Genomic DNA, 19,804 nt, shown 5'->3' with positions numbered 1-19,804 from the left:
CAACCCACCGGACGGGCGGTCATCGCGGCGGAAACCGCCACCACCCGAAGACGGACGGTCATCGCGACGCTCATCACGACGGAACCCACCGGACGGGCGGTCATCGCGGCGGAAACCGCCACCACCCGAAGACGGACGGTCGTCACGACGCTCATCACGACGGAACCCACCGGACGGACGGTCATCGCGGCGGAAACCGCCACCACCCGAAGACGGACGGTCGTCACGACGGAAGCCACCACCGGAGGGGCGGTCGTCACGGCGGAAACCGCCACCACCCGAGGACGGACGGTCATCGCGACGGTCGAACGAACGGCCACCGCCCCGACGGTCGTCACGGCGGTCGTCACGGCGGTCGAAGCTGCCCCGGTCGTCACGACGGTCCGACTGCTGCTGCTCCGGCACGGACGCGGCGGCGACCGCCGCCTCCAGCTCGGCCTCGGCGGCCTCGGTCACCTCGGCGACCGCGGCCTCCGGGTCCTCACCGCGCTCACGGGCGGCGCGCGCCACCAGGCGGCCCGCCTCCTCGCGGAGCTCGGTGGCCCGACGCTGCACCCGCTCAAGCTGCTTGGTCAGATCGGCGGCCTCGCGCTCGGCCTGCTTGGCGGCGTTGTTCGCGGAGTCGGCCTGCACCTCGGTCAGCGACCGGGCACCGGTGATCTCGGCGACCTCGGGGTCGAACGCGCCCGCTCCACCGACGATGTGGCGCGAGGCGTCGACGCCCGCGTCCTCCATCAGACGGAAGATCTGGCGACGCTGGTGCGGCAGCGACAGCGAGACGACCACACCGGAGCGGCCGGCACGGGCGGTACGGCCCGAGCGGTGCAGGTAGTCCTTGTGGTCACCGGCCGGGTCCACGTTCAGGACCAGGTCGATGCCGTCGACGTGGATGCCGCGGGCGGCGACGTCGGTCGCGACGAGCGCGTTGACGTAGCCCTCCTTGAAGTCCGCGAGGGTGCGGGTACGCGCGCCCTGCGTCATGCCGCCGTGCAGCGCGTCCGCCTTCACGCCCGACTCACGGAGCTGCTCGGCGATCCGGTCCGCGCCGAGCTGGGTGCGGACGAAGATGATGGTGCGGCCCTTACGGGCGGCGATGGCGGCCGTGACCGGCGCCTTGTCCTTCGGCTTCACGACGAGGACGTGGTGGGACATGGTGGTGACATTGCCCTGGGCGCTGTCGACCTCGTGGCTGACCGGGTTGGTCAGGTAGCGCTTGACCAGGGTGCTGATCTCGTTCTCCATGGTGGCGGAGAACAGCATGCGCTGACCGTCGCTCGGGACCTGGTCGAGCAGCTCGGTGACCTCGGGCAGGAAGCCCAGGTCGGACATCTGGTCGGCCTCGTCCAGGATCGCGATCTGGACCTGGTCGAGGGAGCAGGCGCCACGGTTGATGATGTCGCGCAGCCGGCCCGGGGTGGCGACGAGGATGTCGACCCCGCGCTCCAGGGCGTAGATCTGGTTGCCCATGGAGGTACCGCCGCAGACGACCTTCATCTTCAGGCCGAGGACGTCACCGTACGGCTGGAGCGCGTCGGCGACCTGCATGGCCAGCTCGCGGGTCGGGGTGAGGATCACACCGCGCGGCTTCTTCTTGTCGGTGTGGCCACCGGCGAGGGTCGCCAGCAGCGGGAGACCGAAGGAGAGGGTCTTACCGGAGCCGGTGCGGCCACGGCCGAGGATGTCCTTGCCGGCCAGGGCGTCCGGGATGGTCGCGGCCTGGATCGGGAACGGGCTGGTGACACCGTTCTGCGCCAGCTTGCGGACGATTCCGTCGGGCAGACCCAGGGAGCCGAAGGTCACCTCGGGCTCACCGGACTCGACCTCGGCGTCGGCCTCAGCCTCGATGTCGGCGTCAGCGACGTCAGCCACGTCGGTGTCGGCGGCGTCGGAAACCGGCTCGGAGACGGCCTCGGGAGCGGTCTCGACGGCGGTGTCGGCAGCGGCCTCGATCTGGGCCTCAGCCTCGGCGGGAACGACCTCGGCGACGGCCTCGGTGATGATCTCGTCGTTCTCGGGCATAACGGGGTGCTCAGTACTGAAAGTGGACATGCGAAATGCGAAACCTTCCGGAGTCTCGGCACGCGCCCAAACTCCGTGATTTCGCAATTCGACCGCCTCGATGCGGTCAGCCACGGCTAGGGAGAGTACGCGCCACGCGGCGCGCTTCTTTTTCGGCGCCGGGCAATGGGATCAAACGATCTACCACCATACGCACTCTCCCCCACTGAAGGCAAACCCGGTCCCGAGTGACCCCCGTTACCTCCCGCGTCACCTCCCTAGAGAGGCTGGGCCTGCGGCGACGCCGTCGGCTCCCGGAGCAGCCCGCGACCGTCCGTCTCCGTCATCCGCAGCGCGCCCGCGTGCACCTCGGGCGCCGAGGTCGGCGACGGCTGTTCGGTCGGCTCGACCGGGGTCGGGGTCGGGGTCTCCACCGGAGGCTCGACGGGTGGCTCCACCGGGGGCGGGGTGGGCTGCGGTGGCGGTACGGACGGGACGACACCGCCCCAGGTCGGCTCGGGCACCCCCGGCGGCTGCGGCCGGTGCGCTCCCCGGGTGGGCCGGACCGTGGGCGCCGCCGAATGGCTCGGGCCGGCCGACTTCTGCGGCGGGCCGCCCTTGGCGCCGGGGCTGCCGGAACCCGTGGGCCAGCCGGGATCCTGCCGGACCCCGGGCCCGCCGTGGGCGCTCTCCGGCTCGGACACCACATCGGTGGGCGGGTCCACGGACTTGCTGGGGGCCGGCTTCCGGCCCTCGTCTTCACCGACGCTCATACAGCCCGCCGAGGCTGCGAGCGCCAGGGACGTGGCGAATGCGAAAGCCAAACGGCCAGGCGCGGACAACTGGCGCACGAGGGCAACCTCCGAGGGGGACAGCACACGGGTTTCCCTGCCCAACTCCCTCCGCCCCACAAGGGACACGCCCGCACGCCTGACAAGTACACGACCCGTGCCGGCAGCCGTACGCCCCTCGCACCACCCGCCCGCGCGCCCTCACCCCGCCAGATCGTTTCCCCACGCCACGCCCAGCACCACCGATCCGAGCCCCACCAGCGAGGACACGGCCACATTGAGCACCGCGAGTCCGCCCCGACCGGTCTCGGCGAGCCGGAGCGTCTCGTACGAGAAGGTGGAGTACGTCGTCAGCGCGCCGCAGAGTCCCGTACCGAGCAGGGCGTAGGTGCCGGACGCCACCGACACCGAAGCCCCCGTGAGCACGCCCAGCACCAGGCAGCCGGCCGTGTTGACGGCCAGGGTGCCCCAGGGGAACACCGACTCGTGGCGGGACTGCACGGCCCGGTCCGTCAGATAGCGCAGGGGCGCGCCGACGGCCGCCCCGACCGCCACCAGCAGCCAGTTCACGCGCCCAGCACCCGCCTGGTCGACCACGCCGCGAGCCACACCGCGCCCAGACAGCCGAGCACCGTCCCGGCCGCGTACGCCAGCGCGTGACCGATCGCGTCGCGCTCCAACAGCTCCTGGATGTCCAGCGCGTACGCGGAGAACGTGGTGAACCCGCCCAGCACCCCGACCCCGGCGAACGGCCGCACCAGACCCTGTCCGGGCGGGCGGGCGCTCCGGCCGTCCTCGGCGATCAGCGCCATCAGCACCCCGATCAGCGCCGAGCCCAGCACATTGATCCCCAGCGTGGTCCAGGGGAAGTCGGCGACGGGCCACGCCCGGGAGACCGCGTACCGCGCCAGGGCGCCGACCACGCCGCCCGCCGCCACCGCCGCGAGCACGGCAGCGCGGTGGCCACCGGAGAGCTCGGCCCGCTGCCCGGGCACATGGAGGTCGACATCGGGGTCGATCGCCTCCGGGCGCCCGGAGCCCGGGCGCCCGTACGGTCGCGGCGGTTCCGGCCCCCCGGCCGAACTCATCCGTACCCCAGCGCGTGCAACCGTTCGTCGTCGATCCCGAAGTGGTGCGCCACCTCGTGCACGACGGTGATCTCCGTCTCCGCCACGACCTCCTCGCGGCTCCCGCACATCCGCAGCGTCGGCCCCCGGTAGATCGTGATCCGATCCGGCAGCACCCCGGCGTACCACTCCCCGCGATCGGTCAGCGGAGTCCCCTCGTACAGCCCGAGCAGCTCGGGATCGTCGGCGGCCGGCTCGTCCTCGACGAACACCGCGACGTTGTCCATCAGCCGCGTCAGCTCCGGCGGGATCCTGTCCAGCGCCTCGGCGACCAGTTCCTCGAACTCCTCGCGTGTCATCACAAGCACCCGGCCATTGTCACGTACGTCACGCGATTCCGGCGTGGCATGCCCCCACGAGTGCCGGCCGGTGCCGGGCGGCGCCCACCGCATACGAACCCATCCCGATGGGCATACGGGCCCAATGGCAGGCCAGCGCGTAGCCCAGCATCTGTTCCGAGCCGCTCTGACCCGGCTCAGGCGCCGCCAGCGCCCCGGCCGCACCGAACCCACCGCGGGCGCCCTGACCGGCTCCCCGCACCCCTGGTCCCGCGCGCTGGGCCTGACCACCATCGCCGTGGTGGGCGCCTGGCTCGGGCTGCTGATCGTGGGCAGTGTGGAGACCTCCGTCGGCCCCATGAACACCAGCATGGCGCTCCGCCCGGACCTCACCGGCGGCACGAAGATCACCGTCTCGCCGCTGGGCTCGCTGGAGATCGAGTCGCACTCCGCGCCGGTCCGCCTGGACGTCCGGGTCGACCGGCTCGACCCGATCCGCTCCCGCGCGCTGGTCGAACGCCCCGAGCGGCTCTCCGGCCTGGAGAAGGAGGTCGCCCGCGATGTCGCCGGCGGCACCTCCGAGCTGGCCCTGCGCTCCTGCGCCGCCGTCGTCGCCGGCGCGACCGCCCTGGGGCTCGCCGTCTACCGCCGCCCCCGGCGCGCCCTCGCCGCGGGCGGTCTGGCCCTGGGGATGCTGGTGGTCTCCGGGGTCACCGCGGCCGTCACCTGGAACCCGAAGTCCGTGCTGGAGCCGAAGTTCTCCGGGCTGCTCACCAGCGCGCCGTCGCTGGTCGGCGACGCCCGTTCCATCGTCACCGACTTCGACGTCTACCAGCAGGAGCTGGCCCGGCTGGTCACCAATGTGACCAAGCTGTACGACGCGACCTCCAACCTGCCGACGTACCAGCCCAATCCGCTGACCATGCGGGTGCTGCACGTCTCCGACATCCATCTCAACCCCGCGTCCTGGCGGATCATCGGCACGCTGGTGGAGCAGTACGGCATCGACGTGATCATCGACTCCGGCGACACCATGGACCACGGCACCTCGGCCGAGAACGTCTTCCTGGACCCGATCGCGGACCTCGGCGCGCCCTATGTGTGGGTGCGCGGCAACCACGACTCCCGGATCACCCAGCGGTACCTCACCAAGTTCAAGAACGTGCGGGTGCTGGATGAGGGACGGGCCGTCACGGTCGCCGGGCTGCGGATCGCGGGCAGCGGCGACCCCCAGTTCACCCCCGACCGCTCGGTGCAGGCGGAAGGCGACCCGGCCGAGCGGATGATGGGCATCCGGCTCGCCTCCGCCCTGCGCGACCAGGCGCGCGCCGGGACACCGGTGGACATCGCGGTCGCGCACAACCCGGTCGCCGCCCGGGAGACCGACGGCACGGTCCCGCTGGTGCTGGCCGGGCATGTGCACCGCCGGGTGAACGAGGTACTCAAGCACGGGACCCGGCTGAAGATCGAGGGATCGACGGGCGGCGGCGGACTGCGCGCCCTCCAGAACGACAAGCCCGAGAAGATCCGGGCCTCGGTGCTCTATCTGGACCGGACGAGCCGCCGGCTCCAGGCATGGGACGAGATCACGCTGGGCGGTCTGGGCCTGGCGACGGCCGAGGTCAGCCGGCACATCCCGGAGGAGAACACCCGGCGCGCCACCCGCTCCCCGAGCCCGCCGCCGCCCTCCCGCTCCCCCGTCCCCTGAGTCCCCCCGACAGCTCCCGTAACCCCCTCCGGAAAAGCGTTTTGGCGATACCTCCCGCCATCCCATATGCTTCTCACGTCCCCGACGCGCTGAGAAGCGCCCAGGTGGGCCCTTAGCCCTCATCGTCTAGTGGCCCAGGACGCCGCCCTTTCAAGGCGGTAGCACGGGTTCGAATCCCGTTGGGGGCACGCAACAGGTGTGCGAGACTTGCGCTCGCACATTGCTAGGTCCTGTGGAGCAGCTTGGAGTGCTCGCCACCCTGTCAAGGTGGAGGCCGCGGGTTCAAATCCCGTCAGGACCGCTGCAACCCCCGGGTTGCGTCACCTCGGCCCAGCCGGGGAGACATGCGGCTGGGTAGCTCAGTTGGTACGAGCGATCGCCTGAAAAGCGATAGGTCGCCGGTTCGATCCCGGCCCCAGCCACATCCTCGAAGGCCCCGTCCAGTGGACGGGGCCTTCGTCGTCATCCCTCCCGCTGGGACTCCCGCGCGAGGGGCTCCGGCGCGACCGGGTCGCGGCGCTTCCACCCCCGTACGCCGAACACCACCGCCACCACCGCCACCACGCCCATCAGCAGCGCCCAGTCGGGCACCGAATCGCCGACCTCACTCGCCCAGCGCTCCGCCGCGAACGAATCGTCCACCGACAGCAGTCCCGGCAGGGACGTGGTGCCGTCGAAGGCGAGGAAGAGGGTGCCGAGGACGATGAAGAACAGGCCGGAGAGGAGCGAGGTGGTGTGCAGCCGCAGCCGGCCGACGGTCAGGGAGCGGCCCCGGAGCCAGCGGCGCCGGCCCAGCTCGAAACGGTCCCAGAGCAGGGCGAGCAGGAAGAGCGGGACGGCCATGCCCAGCGCGTAGACCGCGAGCAGCAGTCCGCCGTAGACCGGGCTGCCGCTGAGCGCCGAGACCGTGAGGACGCCGCCGAGGATCGGGCCGGCGCAGAATCCGGCGAGGCCGTAGACCAGGCCGAGCGCGTAGACGGGGGCCGCGGTCGTCGGGCGGATCCGGCCGGAGATCCCGGCGAGCCGGCGGGAGGCGAAGCCCAGGCCGAGGATCTGGGCCACGCCGAGCGTGATGATCAGCCAGCCGCCGACCGCGACCAGCAGATCGCGGTTGCCGTAGAAGAACCGGCCGGCGTACGAGCCGGCCACGCCCAGCGGGACCAGGGTGGTGGCGAGACCGGCGTAGAAGATCCCGGTCCGGAGCAGCAGCTTGCCGGCCGAGTCCAGTGAGTACGCGAAGAACGCCGGCAGGAGCAGTGCGCTGCACGGACTGATCAGCGCCAGCAGGCCGCCGAGGAAGGCGGCCAGATAGCCGATGTCGGTCATTTCGCGGCCTTGTGCGCCGCCTCGATGGCCTCGGTGAAGGTCTCCATGGGCTGGGCGCCCGCGATCGGCCGGCCGTTGACCAGGAAGGACGGGGTGGAGGTGGCACCCAGTCCGTACGCCTCCTCCTGGTCCTTCTTGACCGACGCCTTCGCGGCGGCGCTGTCCAGATCCCGGTTGAACCGGTCGATGTCGGCCACGCCCGCCTGCTGGGCCAGGGTCTTCAGCCGGCCCTTGGAGAAGCCCTTCTCCTTGGCGCCCTCGGCGTACGCGGCGGCGTGGAACTGCCAGAACTTCCCCTGCTGACCGGCGGCCCAGGCGGCGCGGGCGGAGTCCTCGGACTCCTGGCCGAAGATCGGGAAGTTCCGCCACTCGATCCGCAGCACGCCCTGGTCGACGTACTTCTTGATCAGCTCGGGCTCGGTGTCCCGGGCGAACTTCCCGCAGAAGCCGCATTTGAAGTCGGCGTACTCGACCAGCACGACGGGCGCGTCGGCGCGCCCGACGGCGAGCGGGTCCTTGGCGTCGCGGCGGGCCAGCTTCTCCAGCTCGGGGTAGGTGCCCTCCTGCGGGGCGGCGGATGCGTCCGCGGCGGCGGCGGTTGAGGGCTTGGCGGGCTCGTTGTCAGGCTTCGTCGCGGTGTACGAGGCGAGGCCGAGCACCAGCGCGGCGGCGACGACGGCGACACCGATGGTCACGGACTTCCGGGAAGAGGACATGGGGATTCAGCACTCCTGAGCGAGAAGGTCGAGAAGGTACAGAGCGGGCACACTGCGTGAAGCGCCCGCGACCTAAACGCGCAGAACGGACAGATCCATCGGTGTCGGCGGGTCGAGCGGCGGCGGGCCGCGATCGGGGGTGATCCCCGGCACCGCCAGGGCCCGGAGCGGTCCGGCAGTGACGTCATGGGCGGCGGGTGCGACCGGCGCCAGCTCGTACGCCGTACCGCCGCGCGGCGGTACGGACGGCTGGGCGCCACGGTCGTCGTCCGGTCCGCCCCGGCCGCAGCCGGGCGTCTGCCCCTGCGCGGCGACCACCGCCACCGCCACCGTCGAATCCGTACCGGCACCGGCACCGGCACCGGCTGAGGCGTACGAGGGGGTGGGCGAGCAGACCGCCACCAGCAGCGCGAAGACCATCGCGGTCAGCGCGGACGCGGAGACCGGCAGACGGCTCCGGCGGACGCGGCTGAGCGGCATGGACGCGCTGTCCTCTCTGGCCCGGAGCCCGGCCCGGAGCCGTACGGGACCCGGGCCGGAACCGGTGCAGATCCGACCTCGGGTGAATGATCGGTTCCATACTGCACCAGCGCGCCGGGGAAATGCGTTCGCCAGTGCTTTCCCGGGGGTGCGATCCTGGCATCCGTATGTCTACTTCCTTCGCCGACCTTCAGACGCTGCTGGCCGGGGTGTCGCTCCGCGACGCCCACCGGCTGGGCCGCCGTCTCGAAGGCGCTCGCCGCATCCGTAAGCCCGAAGCGCGGCAGGCCGTGCTGGACGAGATCGCCGCCGAGGCCGAGAAGGCCGCGACCCGGGTCGCCCGGCGGGCGGAGCGCGTCCCCGAGATCACCTATCCGGAGCAGCTCCCGGTCAGTCAGAAGAAGGACGTGATCCTGGAGGCGATACGCGACCACCAGGTGGTGATCGTCGCGGGCGAGACCGGCTCCGGGAAGACCACCCAGATCCCCAAGATCTGTCTGGAGCTGGGCCGGGGCGTCCGGGGCATGATCGGACACACCCAGCCGCGCCGGATCGCCGCCCGTACGGTCGCCGAGCGGGTCGCCGACGAGTTGGGGACCGAGCTGGGCGAGGCCGTGGGATGGAAGGTCCGCTTCACGGACCAGGTCGGCGCCGACACCTTCGTCAAGCTGATGACGGACGGCATCCTGCTCGCCGAGGTCCAGACCGACCGCGAGCTGCGCGCCTACGACACGATCATCATCGACGAGGCCCACGAGCGGTCGCTCAACATCGACTTCCTGCTCGGTTATCTCGCCCGGCTGCTGCCCAAGCGGCCCGATCTCAAGGTGATCATCACCTCGGCGACGATCGACCCCGAGCGCTTCTCCCGCCACTTCGGCGAGGCCCCGATCATCGAGGTCAGCGGTCGTACGTACCCGGTGGAGGTCCGCTACCGCCCCCTCCTTGAGGACGATAGCGAGGAGAGCGCGGACAGCGACCGCGACCAGATCACCGCGATCTGCGACGCGGTGGAGGAGCTCCAGGGCGAGGGCCGGGGCGACATCCTGGTCTTCCTCTCCGGCGAGCGCGAGATCCGGGACACGGCGGACGCGCTCAACAAGAAGCCCTACACCCGCGCCGGCGGCGCACACGGGCACGGCACGGAAGTGCTGCCGCTGTACGCGCGGCTCTCGCACGCCGAGCAGCACCGTGTCTTCCAGCAGCACAGCGGGCGCAGGATCGTTCTGGCGACCAATGTCGCCGAGACCTCGCTGACCGTCCCCGGCATCAAGTACGTCATCGACCCCGGCAACGCCCGGATCTCCCGCTACAGCCACCGCACCAAGGTCCAGCGGCTGCCGATCGAGCGGATCAGCCAGGCCAGCGCCAACCAGCGCAAGGGCCGCTGCGGCCGTACCTCCGACGGCATCTGCATCCGGCTCTACTCCGAGGACGACTTCGAGGCCCGCCCCGAGTTCACGGACGCCGAGATCCTGCGGACGAACCTGGCGTCGGTCATCCTCCAGATGACGGCGGCCGGGCTCGGCGACATCGAGAAGTTCCCCTTCATCGACCCCCCGGACCACCGCAACATCCGCGACGGTGTGCAGCTCCTCCAGGAGCTGGGGGCCTTCGACGCCGGGCAGAAGGACCCGGCGAAGAAGCTCACCCCCCTCGGCCGCCAGCTCTCCCAGCTCCCGGTGGACCCCCGGCTGGCCCGGATGGTCATCGAGGCCGACAAGAACGGCTGTGTCCGCGAGGTCATGGTGATCGCCGCCGCGCTCTCCATCCAGGACCCGCGCGAACGCCCGGCCGAGAAGCAGACACAGGCCGACCAGCAGCACGCCAGGTTCAAGGACGAGACCTCCGACTTCCTCGCCTTCCTCAACCTCTGGCGGTACGTCCGCGAGCAGCAGAAGGAACGCGGGTCCTCCAGTTTCCGCCGCATGTGCAAACAGGAGTATCTGAACTTCCTGCGCATCCGCGAATGGCAGGACATCTACTCCCAGCTCCGCACGGTCGCCAAGACCATGGGCATCCACGTCAACGAGGACGACGGCCCGGAGGCCAGTGTCCATATCTCGCTGCTGTCGGGGCTGCTCTCGCACATCGGGCTCAAGGACACCGACGCGAAGAACGAGTACCTGGGCGCGCGGGGCGCGAAATTCGCCGTCTTCCCCGGCTCGGCGCTCTTCAAGAAGCCCCCCCGGCTGGTGATGTCGGCAGAGCTGGTGGAGACCTCCCGGCTGTGGGCCCGGGTCAACGCCAGGATCGAGCCCGAGTGGGTCGAGCCGCTCGCCCAGCACCTCCTGAAGCGCACCTACAGCGAGCCGCACTGGGAGAAGGACCAGGCCGCCGTCATGGCGTACGAGAGGGTCACGCTCTACGGCGTGCCGATCATCGCCCAGCGCAAGGTGAACTTCGGCCGGATCGACCCCGAGGCGTCCCGGGACCTTTTCATTCGCAACGCCCTGGTCGAGGGTGACTGGCGGACCCACCACAAGTTCTTCGCCGACAACCGCAAACTCCTGACCGAGGTCGAGGAGCTGGAGCACCGGGCCCGCCGGCGCGACATCCTGGTGGACGACGAGACCCTCTTCGACTTCTACGACCAGCGGGTGCCGGCCGATGTCGTATCGGGCGCGCACTTCGACTCCTGGTGGAAGCGGAAGCAGCGGGACGAGCCCGAGCTGCTCGACTTCGAGCGCGAGATGCTCATCACCGAGAAGGCCGGCGCGGTCACCAAGGACGACTATCCGGACTCCTGGCGGCAGGGCCCGCTGAAGTTCCGGGTGACGTACCAGTTCGAGCCGGGCGCGGACGCCGACGGCGTGACCGTCCACGTACCGCTCCAGGTGCTCAACCAGGTCACCGACGAGGGCTTCGACTGGCAGATCCCGGGTCTGCGCGAAGAGGTCGTCGTCGAACTGATCCGCTCGCTGCCGAAGCCGATCCGCCGCCACTACGTCCCCGCGCCCAACTACGCGCGGGCGTTCCTGGAGCGCGCCGCCCCTCTACAGGAGCCACTTACGGCCACTCTGGCGCGCGAGCTGAAGCGCATGGTGGGCGTGCCGGTCTCCGCCGACGACTTCGATCTGTCGAAGGTGCCCGACCATCTGAAGATCACCTTCCGGATCGTCGACGAACGGCGCCGCAAGCTCGCCGAGGACAAGGACCTGGAGTCGCTGCGGCTCTCGCTGCGCCCCAAGGCCCGCCAGGCGCTCTCCCAGGCCGCCGCGGCGACCGCGGGGCCGTCGGGCGAGTCCATCGAGCGCACGGGCCTCACGGACTGGACCATCGGCCCGCTGAAGAAGGTCTTCGAGACCCGGCGGGCCGGACAGCCGGTGAAGGCGTACCCGGCCCTCGTGGACGCCGGCGACACCGTCTCCGTACGGCTCTTCGACACCGAGGCCGAACAGCAGCGGGCGATGTGGCGCGGCACCCGGAAGCTGATCCTGCTGAACATCCCGGTGAACCCGGCCAAGTTCGCCCTGGACAAGCTGAGCAATCAGCAGAAGCTCGCCCTGTCGGGCAATCCGCACGGGTCGGTGCAGGCCCTCTTCGACGACTGCGCCATGGCCGCCGCCGACCGGCTGATCGCCGACCGGGGCGGACCGGCGTGGGACGAGGAGTCCTACCGGAAGCTGTACGACACGGTCCGCGCCGATCTGGTGGACACGACCGTCCGCACGGTGGGCCAGGTCCAGCAGATCCTGGCCGCCTGGCAGGCGTGTGAGCGCCGGCTGAAGGCCACGAAGAGTCTGACCCTGCTCAACAACGTCCAGGACGTACGGACGCAGTTGGCGGCCCTCATGCCCGCGGGCTTCGTCACCGCGACCGGGCTGCGACGACTGCCGGACCTGATGCGCTACCTGGTGGCGGTGGACCGCCGCCTCCAGCAGATGCCGACCTCCGTCCAGCGCGACACCACGCGGATGGCGAAGGTCCACGAGATGCAGGACGAGTACGCCTGGCTGCTGGAACAGCTCCCCCAGGGGCGGCCGGTGCCGCAGGAGGCGCTCGACATCCGCTGGATGATCGAGGAGCTGCGGGTGAGCTACTTCGCGCACGCCCTGGGCACCGCGTACCCGGTCTCCGACAAGCGGATCGTGAAGGCGATCGACGCGGTGGCTCCGTGACGCCCCTGTCACCCACAGCGAGTTCGACCGCCGGGGCCACCCTGCTGTAGAGTTCTTTTCGCAGCCCAGGGCAACACTCGGAGCTGCGAAACCTGGTCCTGTGGAGCAGCTTGGAGTGCTCGCCACCCTGTCAAGGTGGAGGCCGCGGGTTCAAATCCCGTCAGGACCGCTTGTATCGAAGGCCCGCACCGAATGGTGCGGGCCTTCGACGTGTCCCCGACACCCCCGACCGCGACACGGCCGCCCCCGGCACCGCTCGCCGTGGGCCGCCGCCGCGGTGAAGCCGCCCCCGGCTCTTGCCCGTTCTCTTGACGACCTTGCCGCGCGCCGGTACCCATTCATCAGGGGATCAGCACCCACCCAAGGCGGAGGTGGCGCGGATGGCGGCGTTCACTGCGAGACGGCACGAGACCAGAGCCCTACTGAGAGCCCATCTGGCGGCCGCTTCCGGCTATCGGCACCTCACGAGACACTGCCCCATCTGCCATCGCCTCCTGCGGCTCGCCATGGAGCCCTCCGAACCCGATCCCGAACCCGAAGGCGACGCAGACCCTGGCCGCCGCTCCGACCGCGACATCGACCCCGACCCCGACATCGGCCGCACACACGACCGCCGACCCGAACGCGACCCCGCACACGACCCTGAACCGGTCCGACGGCCGGGGCCAAAGGTCCCACCACTGAGTGACTTCGGCCCGATGCCGGACGGCCCTGAAAGTGACACGCTCGACATTGGCAAGGGTTCCAAGGTGTGACGGGTGTCACCGTATAGGTTTTCAGAACTGCGGTACTTAGCCCCCGCCAACAAGCAACCAATTTAATATGTGCAATTGCACCACCCGCCGTGCGCCGCCTCCGGCTTCCGCGAGCCCCCGCGCGCCCGTCGTCCGCGTGCCCGTGCGTCCGCCCCCCGGGTGCCATCGACCGACATCGCCGTACACATCAGCACAGAAAAAAATCGCGCTGGACCCGGCGGAGTCCAGCGCGATCAATGACTGGGGGTCCGTTGGGGCAGACGCCCGTCATGTCGAGCTATAGGTGGGCTTCACCGGGATAGGGGTCCCGGAAGATGCCCGAACAGCGGGGCTTTATGCCTCGCTGCGCTGCTGCGGAATACCCGCCAGCAGTGCACGTACCTCTGCCTCGCGGTACCGGCGATGCCCTCCGAGGGTACGGATGGACGTGAGCTTGCCTGCCTTCGCCCAGCGGGTGACCGTCTTCGGATCCACGCGGAACATCGTGGCAACCTCAGCCGGGGTCAGCAGCGGCTCGGCATCAGGGGTGCGAGCGGTCATGAGCGGCCTCCTCGGGAGAACCGAACCATCTCGGTTCTTTCCTCTAAATTCTGCACCTTGACCCGCGTTGCCCGAAATGGCGGACGCGGGACGAGTCGGTTATAGGACGAACGGCTTGTCCTCGGCACTACAACTACACCATCCGTCCAGCCACGTCGGCCAAACCGATGGAATTGCCCTCCGAGGTGTTCATCAGTGGCGGAAGCCGATGGACTATGCCATAGCGGACAGTCACGCCACAGTGACGATCAGTCACAGAGCGATCAGGAGCCGTCAGACCCCCCATAGAGCGCAATGCCAAGCGTTCCGCCCGTAGTTGGACGGAAGGAACCCTCCCCGGACTCCTTGTCCTATTTTGACACGAGGGTGGGTGATGGACGCAAGAGCCCAGATAGTGCAGTCCGTCACGCTTGAGACAAAAGCCCGGATCAGGACCTAGGACCCTGGCCGGAAGGCTCAATCATCCACACATTCGCTCAGTTCGCGAACTGAAGGTCCCGCACGACCCGCCAACGGTCCACCAGACGGGCATACGCTTCGCCGGCCCGCTCGCCGTCCCCGTCCCGCAGCGCCGCTATGCCGGCAGCCACATCCGCCGCCGAATGATCCTCTTCCAGCAGCTCGCCCGCCAGTGCGTGGACCAGGCCGCCGTAGTCCAGCTCGACCAGGGATCGCGGATGGAACTCCTCTAGCCACTTCCCCACATCCACCAGGCCCTCGCTCAGCCGCCCCGCGTCCGCCGACTCCCGCAGCGTCTTCAGCACCCGGGCGACCCGGCGCCGCGCCTGCGCCATCGGCGTGCGATAGCGGAGCACCGGGCCGCCGGGGGCGCCCGGTCCCCCCGGCTCGTACTCCCGCTCCTCGTCGTCGAAGAGCGCGAACCAGCGCACCGGGACCTGCCAGACGGCCGTCCTGATCCAAGGCCGCGCGTCCGGGTTCAGCTTCCGCCACTGCTCCCAGTCGGCCGCCGCCTGCCCGCGCACGACCGGCGGCAACACCGCGTCCAACAGCGCGGCCGGAAACTGCTCGGACAACTCCTCCAGCGCCAGCCAGCCACGCAGCCGGGTCCGCCACGGACAGACGCACACCGTGCCGTCCACCTCCACGACGAATGCCTCGCCGCTCTCGTGGACCGGCACCGGGACGGGCGGGGTGGGCAGCAAGTCGGCCAGCGAACGCCGCAGTTCGTCCTGTGCCGTCGGATTCCGCCCGCGCCGGACATAGCGGGCCCAGTGGCTCCGTTCGGGCTCCGGAAAGGCCGTCAGGGGCTCATACACCCGCAGATAGGCCGCGTAGGGGACGAGGACCGAGGAGACGGCTGGCATGTCGTGAATCCTTCCATGCCGGTACTCCGGAAGGGGAAGATCCTCCCCACCACGTCGGAACCACACCCGGACAGGACTTACCCTCATGCCCTATCGGGCCTTCCCCACCCCTAGGAAGGCCCCTCGTCCGCCGCCTCGAACCAGGGAGTCACCACCGTGACCAATGTGACCGACGGCGTCCTGCAGACCCTGTTCCGATCGGACCAGGGGGGCCACGAACAAGTCGTGCTCTGCCAGGACCGCACGTCCGGCCTGAAGGCCGTCATCGCCATCCACTCGACCGCCCTGGGCGCCGCCCTCGGCGGCACCCGCTTCTATCCGTACGACTCCGAGGACGACGCCGTCACCGACGTGCTGAACCTCGCCCGGGGCATGTCGTACAAGAACGCCATGGCCGGCCTGGACCACGGCGGCGGCAAGGCCGTGATCATCGGCGATCCGGAGACCCTGAAGAGCGAGGAACTCCTGCTCGCCTTCGGGCGCTTCGTGGACTCCCTCGGCGGCCGCTATGTGACCGCCTGCGACGTCGGCACCTACGTCGCCGATATGGACGTCGTCGCCCGGGAGACCCGCTGGGCCACCGGCCGCTCCCCGGAGAACGGCGGCGCCGGCGACTCCTCCGTCCTCACCGCGTACGGCGTCTTCCAGGGCATGCGCGCCTCCGCGCGGCACCTCTGGGGCGAGCCCACGCTGCGCGGCCGTACGGTGGGGATCGCGGGGGTCGGCAAGGTCGGCCACCATCTGGTGGAGCACCTGCTGGCGGACGGCGCCGAGGTGGTCATCACGGATGTGCGCGCCGAATCCGTACAGCGAATTCAGGACAAACATTCGCAGGTCACGGCGGTCGCGGACACGGACGCGCTGATCCGCACGGAGGGATTGGATGTCTACGCCCCCTGCGCGCTCGGTGGCGCGCTGAACGACGAGTCCGTCCCCGTGCTCACCGCCCGGATCGTTTGCGGCGCGGCCAACAACCAGCTCGCGCACCCCGGTGTGGAGAAGGACCTCGCCGACCGGGGCATCCTCTACGCCCCTGATTACGTGGTGAACGCGGGCGGCGTGATCCAGGTCGCCGACGAGCTGCGCGGGTTCGATTTCGACCGCTGCAAGGCGCAGGCGTCGAAGATCTACGACACCACGCTGGCGATATTCGCACGTGCGAAGGAGGACGGTATTCCGCCCGCCGCGGCGGCGGACCGGATCGCCGAGCAGCGCATGGCGGAGGCCCGGTCGCGCTGACGTTCACCGGCTCACCGGCCCGCCGTTCCGGGAGACAAGACTCACCCCGGACGGCGGGTCGGCCGCCAAGAAGAGGTTAATATCGCAGTTGACCAGCGAGGACGGGGCTCCTCGCGGGTTCTGCGAAGTGGCACGTCATGCGGGCGGCGTACCGTATGGCCGCGGAAGCAGGTACCGTTGAAGCCCTACGGGCCGGTCTCTCCACGGAGAGTCCGATTCGAATCATGAACGCGTGTCAAGACTCTGGGGCCGTCGAGCCCCGTCACCGAGGGGGTCGAGCCATGGGGCGCGGCCGGGCCAAGGCCAAGCAGACAAAGGTCGCCCGCCAGCTGAAGTACAACAGCGGCGGGACTGACCTGTCGCGTCTGGCCAACGAGCTGGGCGCATCGACTTCGAGCCAACCTCCGAACGGCGAGCCGTTCGAGGATGACGACGAGGAAGACGACCCGTACGCACAGTATGCGGACATGTACAACGAAGACGATGACGAGGACGAAGAGTCCGGTCCGTCGTCGCAGCGCCGCGGCGCTTGACGTTGCACTGACCACTAACCCGGTCCGAGGCCCCCGCCTCCGGACCGGGTTCTGTGCTGTTCAGCTCGCGTAGTCCCCGATGAGCGCGGCGCCCGTGGCGTGCTCGCCGCGGTCGGTGATCTCGCCGGCGATCCAGGCGTCCACACCACGGTCGGCGAGCAGGGTCAGCGCGACGTCCGCCGACTCCTCCGGGACCACGGCGATCATGCCGACGCCCATGTTGAGGGTCTTCTCCAGTTCGAGGCGCTCGACCTGTCCGGCCGTGCCGACGAGGTCGAAGACCGGGCCCGGCGTCCAGGTGGAGCGGTCCACGATCGCGTGCAGCCCGTCGGGGACGACCCGGGCGAGGTTATTGGCGAGACCGCCGCCGGTGATGTGGCTGAAGGCGTGCACCTCGGCGGTGCGGGTGAGGGCCAGGCAGTCCAGCGAGTAGATCTTGGTCGGTTCGAGCAGCTCTTCGCCGAGCGTGCGGCCGAAGTCCGCCACCTGCTGGTCCAGCGCCATCCCGGCCCGGTCGAACAGGACATGGCGGACCAGTGAGTACCCGTTGGAGTGAAGGCCGGACGACGCCATCGCGATGACCGCGTCCCCCGTACGGATGCGATCCGGGCCCAGCAGCAGCTCGGCCTCCACCACTCCCGTACCGGCACCGGCGACGTCGAAGTCGTCCGGGCCGAGCAGGCCCGGGTGTTCGGCGGTCTCGCCGCCGACGAGCGCACAGCCGGCCAGGACGCATCCCTCGGCGATGCCCTTGACGATGGCCGCGACCCGCTCGGGGTGGACCTTGCCGACGCAGATGTAGTCGGTCATGAAGAGCGGCTCGGCACCACAGACGACGATGTCGTCCACGACCATGCCGACGAGGTCGTGGCCGATGGTGTCGTAGACGCCCATCTTCCGCGCCAGGTCGACCTTGGTCCCGACGCCGTCCGTGGCGGAGGCCAGCAGCGGACGCTCGTAGCGCTTGAGGGCGGAGGCGTCGAAGAGTCCGGCGAAGCCGCCGAGGCCGCCGAGGACCTCGGGGCGGCGGGTCTTGCGCACCCACTCCTTCATCAGCTCGACGGCGCGGTCGCCCGCTTCGATGTCGACGCCCGCACCGGCGTAGCTGGCACCGGCGCCCGCCTGCGGGGCACCTTCAAAAGACTCAGCGGTCATGACAGAGAGAGCTTTCGTGTCGTTACTGCGGGGCACTCGCCGCGGATCACGGCGCTGTGGATCACGGCGAGTGGCTACGGGCGACGGAGCGCGTCGGCGGCGTCGGCGCCGCCCGCCAGCTCGGTTTCCAGCAACTGCTTGCCGAGCAGCTCGGGGTCGGGCAGCTCCATCGGGTACTCGCCGTCGAAGCAGGCGCGGCAGAGGTTCGGCTTGGCGATGGTGGTCGCCTCGATCATGCCGTCGATGGAGATGTAGGAGAGGGAGTCCGCGCCCAGTGAGGCGCCGATCTCGTCGATCGACATCCCGTTGGCGATCAGTTCGGCCCGGGTCGCGAAGTCGATGCCGAAGAAGCAGGGCCACTTCACGGGCGGCGAGGAGATACGGATGTGGACCTCGGCCGCACCGGCCGCACGGAGCATCTTGACCAGGGCGCGCTGGGTGTTGCCCCGGACGATCGAATCGTCCACGACGACCAGGCGCTTGCCCCGGATGACTTCCTTGAGCGGGTTCAGCTTGAGACGGATGCCGAGCTGACGGATGGTCTGCGACGGCTGGATGAAGGTCCGCCCGACATAGGCGTTCTTGACGAGTCCGGAGCCGTAGGGGATACCGCTCGCCTCCGCGTAACCGATGGCGGCGGGGGTGCCGGACTCCGGCGTCGCTATCACCAGATCGGCGTCGACCGGGGCTTCCTTGGCCAATTTCCGGCCCATCTCCACCCGGGAGAGATAGACGTTCCGGCCGGCGATATCGGTGTCGGGGCGGGCCAGATAGACATACTCGAAGACACAGCCCTTGGGCTTCGCTTCTGCGAATCGCGAGGTGCGGAGGCCGTTCTCGTCGATGGCGATCAGCTCGCCCGGCTCGATCTCGCGCACATAGGTGGCGCCGCAGATGTCGAGGGCGGCGGATTCGCTGGCGACGACCCAGCCCCGGTCGAGCCGGCCGAGGACGAGCGGGCGGATGCCCTGCGGGTCGCGGGCCGCGTAGAGGGTGGACTCGTCCATGAAGACGAGCGAGAACGCACCCCGTACCTCGGGGAGCACTCGGGACGCGGCTGCCTCTATGGTCAGCGGCTTGCCGTCGGCGTCGACCTGGCCCGCGAGCAGCGCGGTGACGAGGTCGGTGTCGTTGGTGGCCGCCACCTGGGTGGCGCGGCCGTCCTGGCGGGGGAGATCGGCGACCATCTCGGCGAGCTGGGCGGTATTGACCAGATTGCCGTTGTGGCCGAGCGCGATGGAACCGTTGGCCGTGGCCCGAAATGTGGGCTGGGCGTTTTCCCAGACAGAGGCACCGGTGGTCGAGTAGCGGGCGTGACCGACCGCGATATGACCCCGGAGCGAGCTGAGAGAGGTTTCGTCGAAGACCTGAGAGACCAGGCCCATGTCCTTGAAGACGAGGATCTGCGAGCCGTTGCTGACCGCGATTCCCGCGGATTCCTGGCCGCGATGCTGGAGGGCGTAGAGCCCGAAGTACGTGAGCTTTGCGACCTCTTCACCCGGAGCCCAGACACCGAAGACGCCGCAAGCGTCCTGGGGGCCCTTCTCGCCGGGAAGCAGATCGTGATTGAGTCGACCGTCACCACGTGGCACGGACCCGAGTGTAAGCGAGATCGACCACTGGTCCGAATTCAGGCGGCCGTGGGCTCCCCGGTCACGCTGTTTTCACCAGGGAATCCACGGTTTCGCCGGCGACGGACCCGGTCCGGGCGG

The 19,804-nt window shown here is 69.8% G+C and carries 16 protein-coding genes, 4 tRNA genes and 1 pseudogene; 9 read left to right on the top strand and 12 right to left on the bottom strand.

Features of this window, described 5'->3' with window-relative positions:
* From ACH4S7_RS13715 to ACH4S7_RS13695, 5 genes are all read right to left on the bottom strand, one after another.
* The coding region (locus tag ACH4S7_RS13715; protein ID WP_398521383.1) for a DEAD/DEAH box helicase at window positions 1-2,019 on the bottom strand (2,019 nt) is incomplete at its 3' end.
* 257 nt (window positions 2,020-2,276) lie between these two features.
* Window positions 2,277-2,771 carry a hypothetical protein gene (locus ACH4S7_RS13710; protein WP_398521304.1) on the bottom strand — a complete coding sequence of 165 codons (495 nt, stop codon included), beginning with the start codon at window positions 2,769-2,771 and terminating at the stop codon, window positions 2,277-2,279.
* A 219-nt stretch (window positions 2,772-2,990) separates the two neighbouring features.
* Window positions 2,991-3,359 (bottom strand): fluoride efflux transporter CrcB, encoded by a 369-nt coding sequence (gene crcB, locus ACH4S7_RS13705; RefSeq protein ID WP_398521303.1) that lies wholly within the window; start codon window positions 3,357-3,359, stop codon window positions 2,991-2,993.
* Window positions 3,356-3,877, bottom strand: a complete 522-nt coding sequence (locus ACH4S7_RS13700) for a fluoride efflux transporter FluC (RefSeq protein ID WP_398521302.1) — start codon at window positions 3,875-3,877, stop codon at window positions 3,356-3,358. The genes crcB and ACH4S7_RS13700 overlap by 4 nt, the downstream gene beginning before the upstream one ends.
* Window positions 3,874-4,224, bottom strand: coding sequence for a metallopeptidase family protein (locus tag ACH4S7_RS13695; RefSeq protein ID WP_398521301.1), 351 nt, complete (start codon window positions 4,222-4,224; stop codon window positions 3,874-3,876). The genes ACH4S7_RS13700 and ACH4S7_RS13695 overlap by 4 nt, the downstream gene beginning before the upstream one ends.
* Before the next feature lie 115 nt (window positions 4,225-4,339).
* Here ACH4S7_RS13695 and ACH4S7_RS13690 point away from each other — a divergent pair, with 115 nt between their 5' ends.
* The 4 genes from ACH4S7_RS13690 (at window position 4,340) to ACH4S7_RS13675 (ending at window position 6,324) form a co-directional block, all read left to right on the top strand.
* A complete protein-coding gene (locus ACH4S7_RS13690; RefSeq protein WP_398521300.1) occupies window positions 4,340-5,902 on the top strand; it encodes a metallophosphoesterase in 1,563 nt (520 codons plus the stop codon).
* A gap of 115 nt (window positions 5,903-6,017) precedes the next feature.
* Window positions 6,018-6,090, top strand: a tRNA-Glu gene (locus ACH4S7_RS13685).
* 38 nt (window positions 6,091-6,128) lie between these two features.
* Window positions 6,129-6,203, top strand: a tRNA-Asp gene (locus tag ACH4S7_RS13680).
* 47 nt (window positions 6,204-6,250) lie between these two features.
* A tRNA-Phe gene (locus ACH4S7_RS13675) sits at window positions 6,251-6,324 on the top strand.
* A gap of 40 nt (window positions 6,325-6,364) precedes the next feature.
* On the opposite strand, the gene ACH4S7_RS13670 is transcribed toward ACH4S7_RS13675, so the two are convergent.
* From ACH4S7_RS13670 to ACH4S7_RS13660, 3 genes are all read right to left on the bottom strand, one after another.
* A complete protein-coding gene (locus ACH4S7_RS13670) occupies window positions 6,365-7,228 on the bottom strand; it encodes a cytochrome c biogenesis CcdA family protein (RefSeq protein WP_398521299.1) in 864 nt (287 codons plus the stop codon).
* Complete coding sequence (locus tag ACH4S7_RS13665; RefSeq protein ID WP_398521298.1) at window positions 7,225-7,944, bottom strand: DsbA family protein; 720 nt, start codon at window positions 7,942-7,944, stop codon at window positions 7,225-7,227. The genes ACH4S7_RS13670 and ACH4S7_RS13665 overlap by 4 nt, the downstream gene beginning before the upstream one ends.
* A gap of 72 nt (window positions 7,945-8,016) precedes the next feature.
* Complete coding sequence (locus ACH4S7_RS13660) at window positions 8,017-8,424, bottom strand: hypothetical protein (protein ID WP_398521297.1); 408 nt, start codon at window positions 8,422-8,424, stop codon at window positions 8,017-8,019.
* Window positions 8,425-8,591: 167 nt separating this feature from the next.
* On the opposite strand from ACH4S7_RS13660, the gene hrpA reads away from it, so the two are divergent.
* The 3 genes and pseudogenes from hrpA to ACH4S7_RS13645 form a co-directional block, all read left to right on the top strand.
* Window positions 8,592-12,545 (top strand): ATP-dependent RNA helicase HrpA, encoded by a 3,954-nt coding sequence (gene hrpA, locus ACH4S7_RS13655; protein ID WP_398521296.1) that lies wholly within the window; start codon window positions 8,592-8,594, stop codon window positions 12,543-12,545.
* A gap of 94 nt (window positions 12,546-12,639) precedes the next feature.
* Window positions 12,640-12,714 (top strand) — tRNA-Asp (locus tag ACH4S7_RS13650).
* A gap of 211 nt (window positions 12,715-12,925) precedes the next feature.
* Window positions 12,926-13,216 (top strand): annotated as a pseudogene (locus ACH4S7_RS13645) (DUF6274 family protein); the annotation flags it as partial.
* Between the two features lie 417 nt (window positions 13,217-13,633).
* Here ACH4S7_RS13645 and bldC read toward each other — a convergent pair.
* Entirely contained in the window at window positions 13,634-13,840 is a 207-nt protein-coding gene (bldC, locus tag ACH4S7_RS13640) for a developmental transcriptional regulator BldC (protein ID WP_003949541.1), read from the bottom strand.
* Window positions 13,841-14,316: 476 nt separating this feature from the next.
* A complete protein-coding gene (locus tag ACH4S7_RS13635; RefSeq protein ID WP_398521295.1) occupies window positions 14,317-15,165 on the bottom strand; it encodes a hypothetical protein in 849 nt (282 codons plus the stop codon).
* A 156-nt stretch (window positions 15,166-15,321) separates the two neighbouring features.
* Here ACH4S7_RS13635 and ACH4S7_RS13630 point away from each other — a divergent pair, with 156 nt between their 5' ends.
* Both ACH4S7_RS13630 and ACH4S7_RS13625 read left to right on the top strand, forming a co-directional pair.
* Window positions 15,322-16,404, top strand: a complete 1,083-nt coding sequence (locus ACH4S7_RS13630) for a Leu/Phe/Val dehydrogenase (protein WP_398521294.1) — start codon at window positions 15,322-15,324, stop codon at window positions 16,402-16,404.
* A 281-nt stretch (window positions 16,405-16,685) separates the two neighbouring features.
* Window positions 16,686-16,937, top strand: coding sequence for a DUF3073 domain-containing protein (locus ACH4S7_RS13625; RefSeq protein WP_398521293.1), 252 nt, complete (start codon window positions 16,686-16,688; stop codon window positions 16,935-16,937).
* Window positions 16,938-16,997: 60 nt separating this feature from the next.
* On the opposite strand, the gene purM is transcribed toward ACH4S7_RS13625, so the two are convergent.
* On the bottom strand, window positions 16,998-18,092 hold the full coding sequence (purM, locus tag ACH4S7_RS13620) for a phosphoribosylformylglycinamidine cyclo-ligase (RefSeq protein ID WP_398521292.1): 1,095 nt from the start codon (window positions 18,090-18,092) through the stop codon (window positions 16,998-17,000).
* 74 nt (window positions 18,093-18,166) lie between these two features.
* Window positions 18,167-19,684 (bottom strand): amidophosphoribosyltransferase, encoded by a 1,518-nt coding sequence (gene purF / locus ACH4S7_RS13615; protein WP_398521291.1) that lies wholly within the window; start codon window positions 19,682-19,684, stop codon window positions 18,167-18,169.
* Between the last annotated feature and the right edge of the window lie 120 nt (window positions 19,685-19,804).

The sequence above is a fragment of the Streptomyces sp. NPDC020965 genome (assembly GCF_044333555.1).
Taxonomy (GTDB): Bacteria; Actinomycetota; Actinomycetes; order Streptomycetales; family Streptomycetaceae; genus Streptomyces.
This window is presented reverse-complemented; position numbering and strand designations above follow the sequence as displayed.

Coding starts and splice junctions, on each gene's coding strand:
- ACH4S7_RS13710 (WP_398521304.1), bottom strand. CDS start 2,771: ATGAGCGTCGGTGAAGACGAGGGCCGGAAGCCGGCCCCCAGCAAGTCC.
- ACH4S7_RS13700 (WP_398521302.1), bottom strand. CDS start 3,877: ATGAGTTCGGCCGGGGGGCCGGAACCGCCGCGACCGTACGGGCGCCCG.
- ACH4S7_RS13690 (WP_398521300.1), top strand. CDS start 4,340: ATGGCAGGCCAGCGCGTAGCCCAGCATCTGTTCCGAGCCGCTCTGACC.
- ACH4S7_RS13670 (WP_398521299.1), bottom strand. CDS start 7,228: ATGACCGACATCGGCTATCTGGCCGCCTTCCTCGGCGGCCTGCTGGCG.
- ACH4S7_RS13665 (WP_398521298.1), bottom strand. CDS start 7,944: ATGTCCTCTTCCCGGAAGTCCGTGACCATCGGTGTCGCCGTCGTCGCC.
- ACH4S7_RS13660 (WP_398521297.1), bottom strand. CDS start 8,424: ATGCCGCTCAGCCGCGTCCGCCGGAGCCGTCTGCCGGTCTCCGCGTCC.
- hrpA (WP_398521296.1), top strand. CDS start 8,592: ATGTCTACTTCCTTCGCCGACCTTCAGACGCTGCTGGCCGGGGTGTCG.
- bldC (WP_003949541.1), bottom strand. CDS start 13,840: ATGACCGCTCGCACCCCTGATGCCGAGCCGCTGCTGACCCCGGCTGAG.
- ACH4S7_RS13635 (WP_398521295.1), bottom strand. CDS start 15,165: ATGCCAGCCGTCTCCTCGGTCCTCGTCCCCTACGCGGCCTATCTGCGG.
- ACH4S7_RS13625 (WP_398521293.1), top strand. CDS start 16,686: ATGGGGCGCGGCCGGGCCAAGGCCAAGCAGACAAAGGTCGCCCGCCAG.
- purM (WP_398521292.1), bottom strand. CDS start 18,092: ATGACCGCTGAGTCTTTTGAAGGTGCCCCGCAGGCGGGCGCCGGTGCC.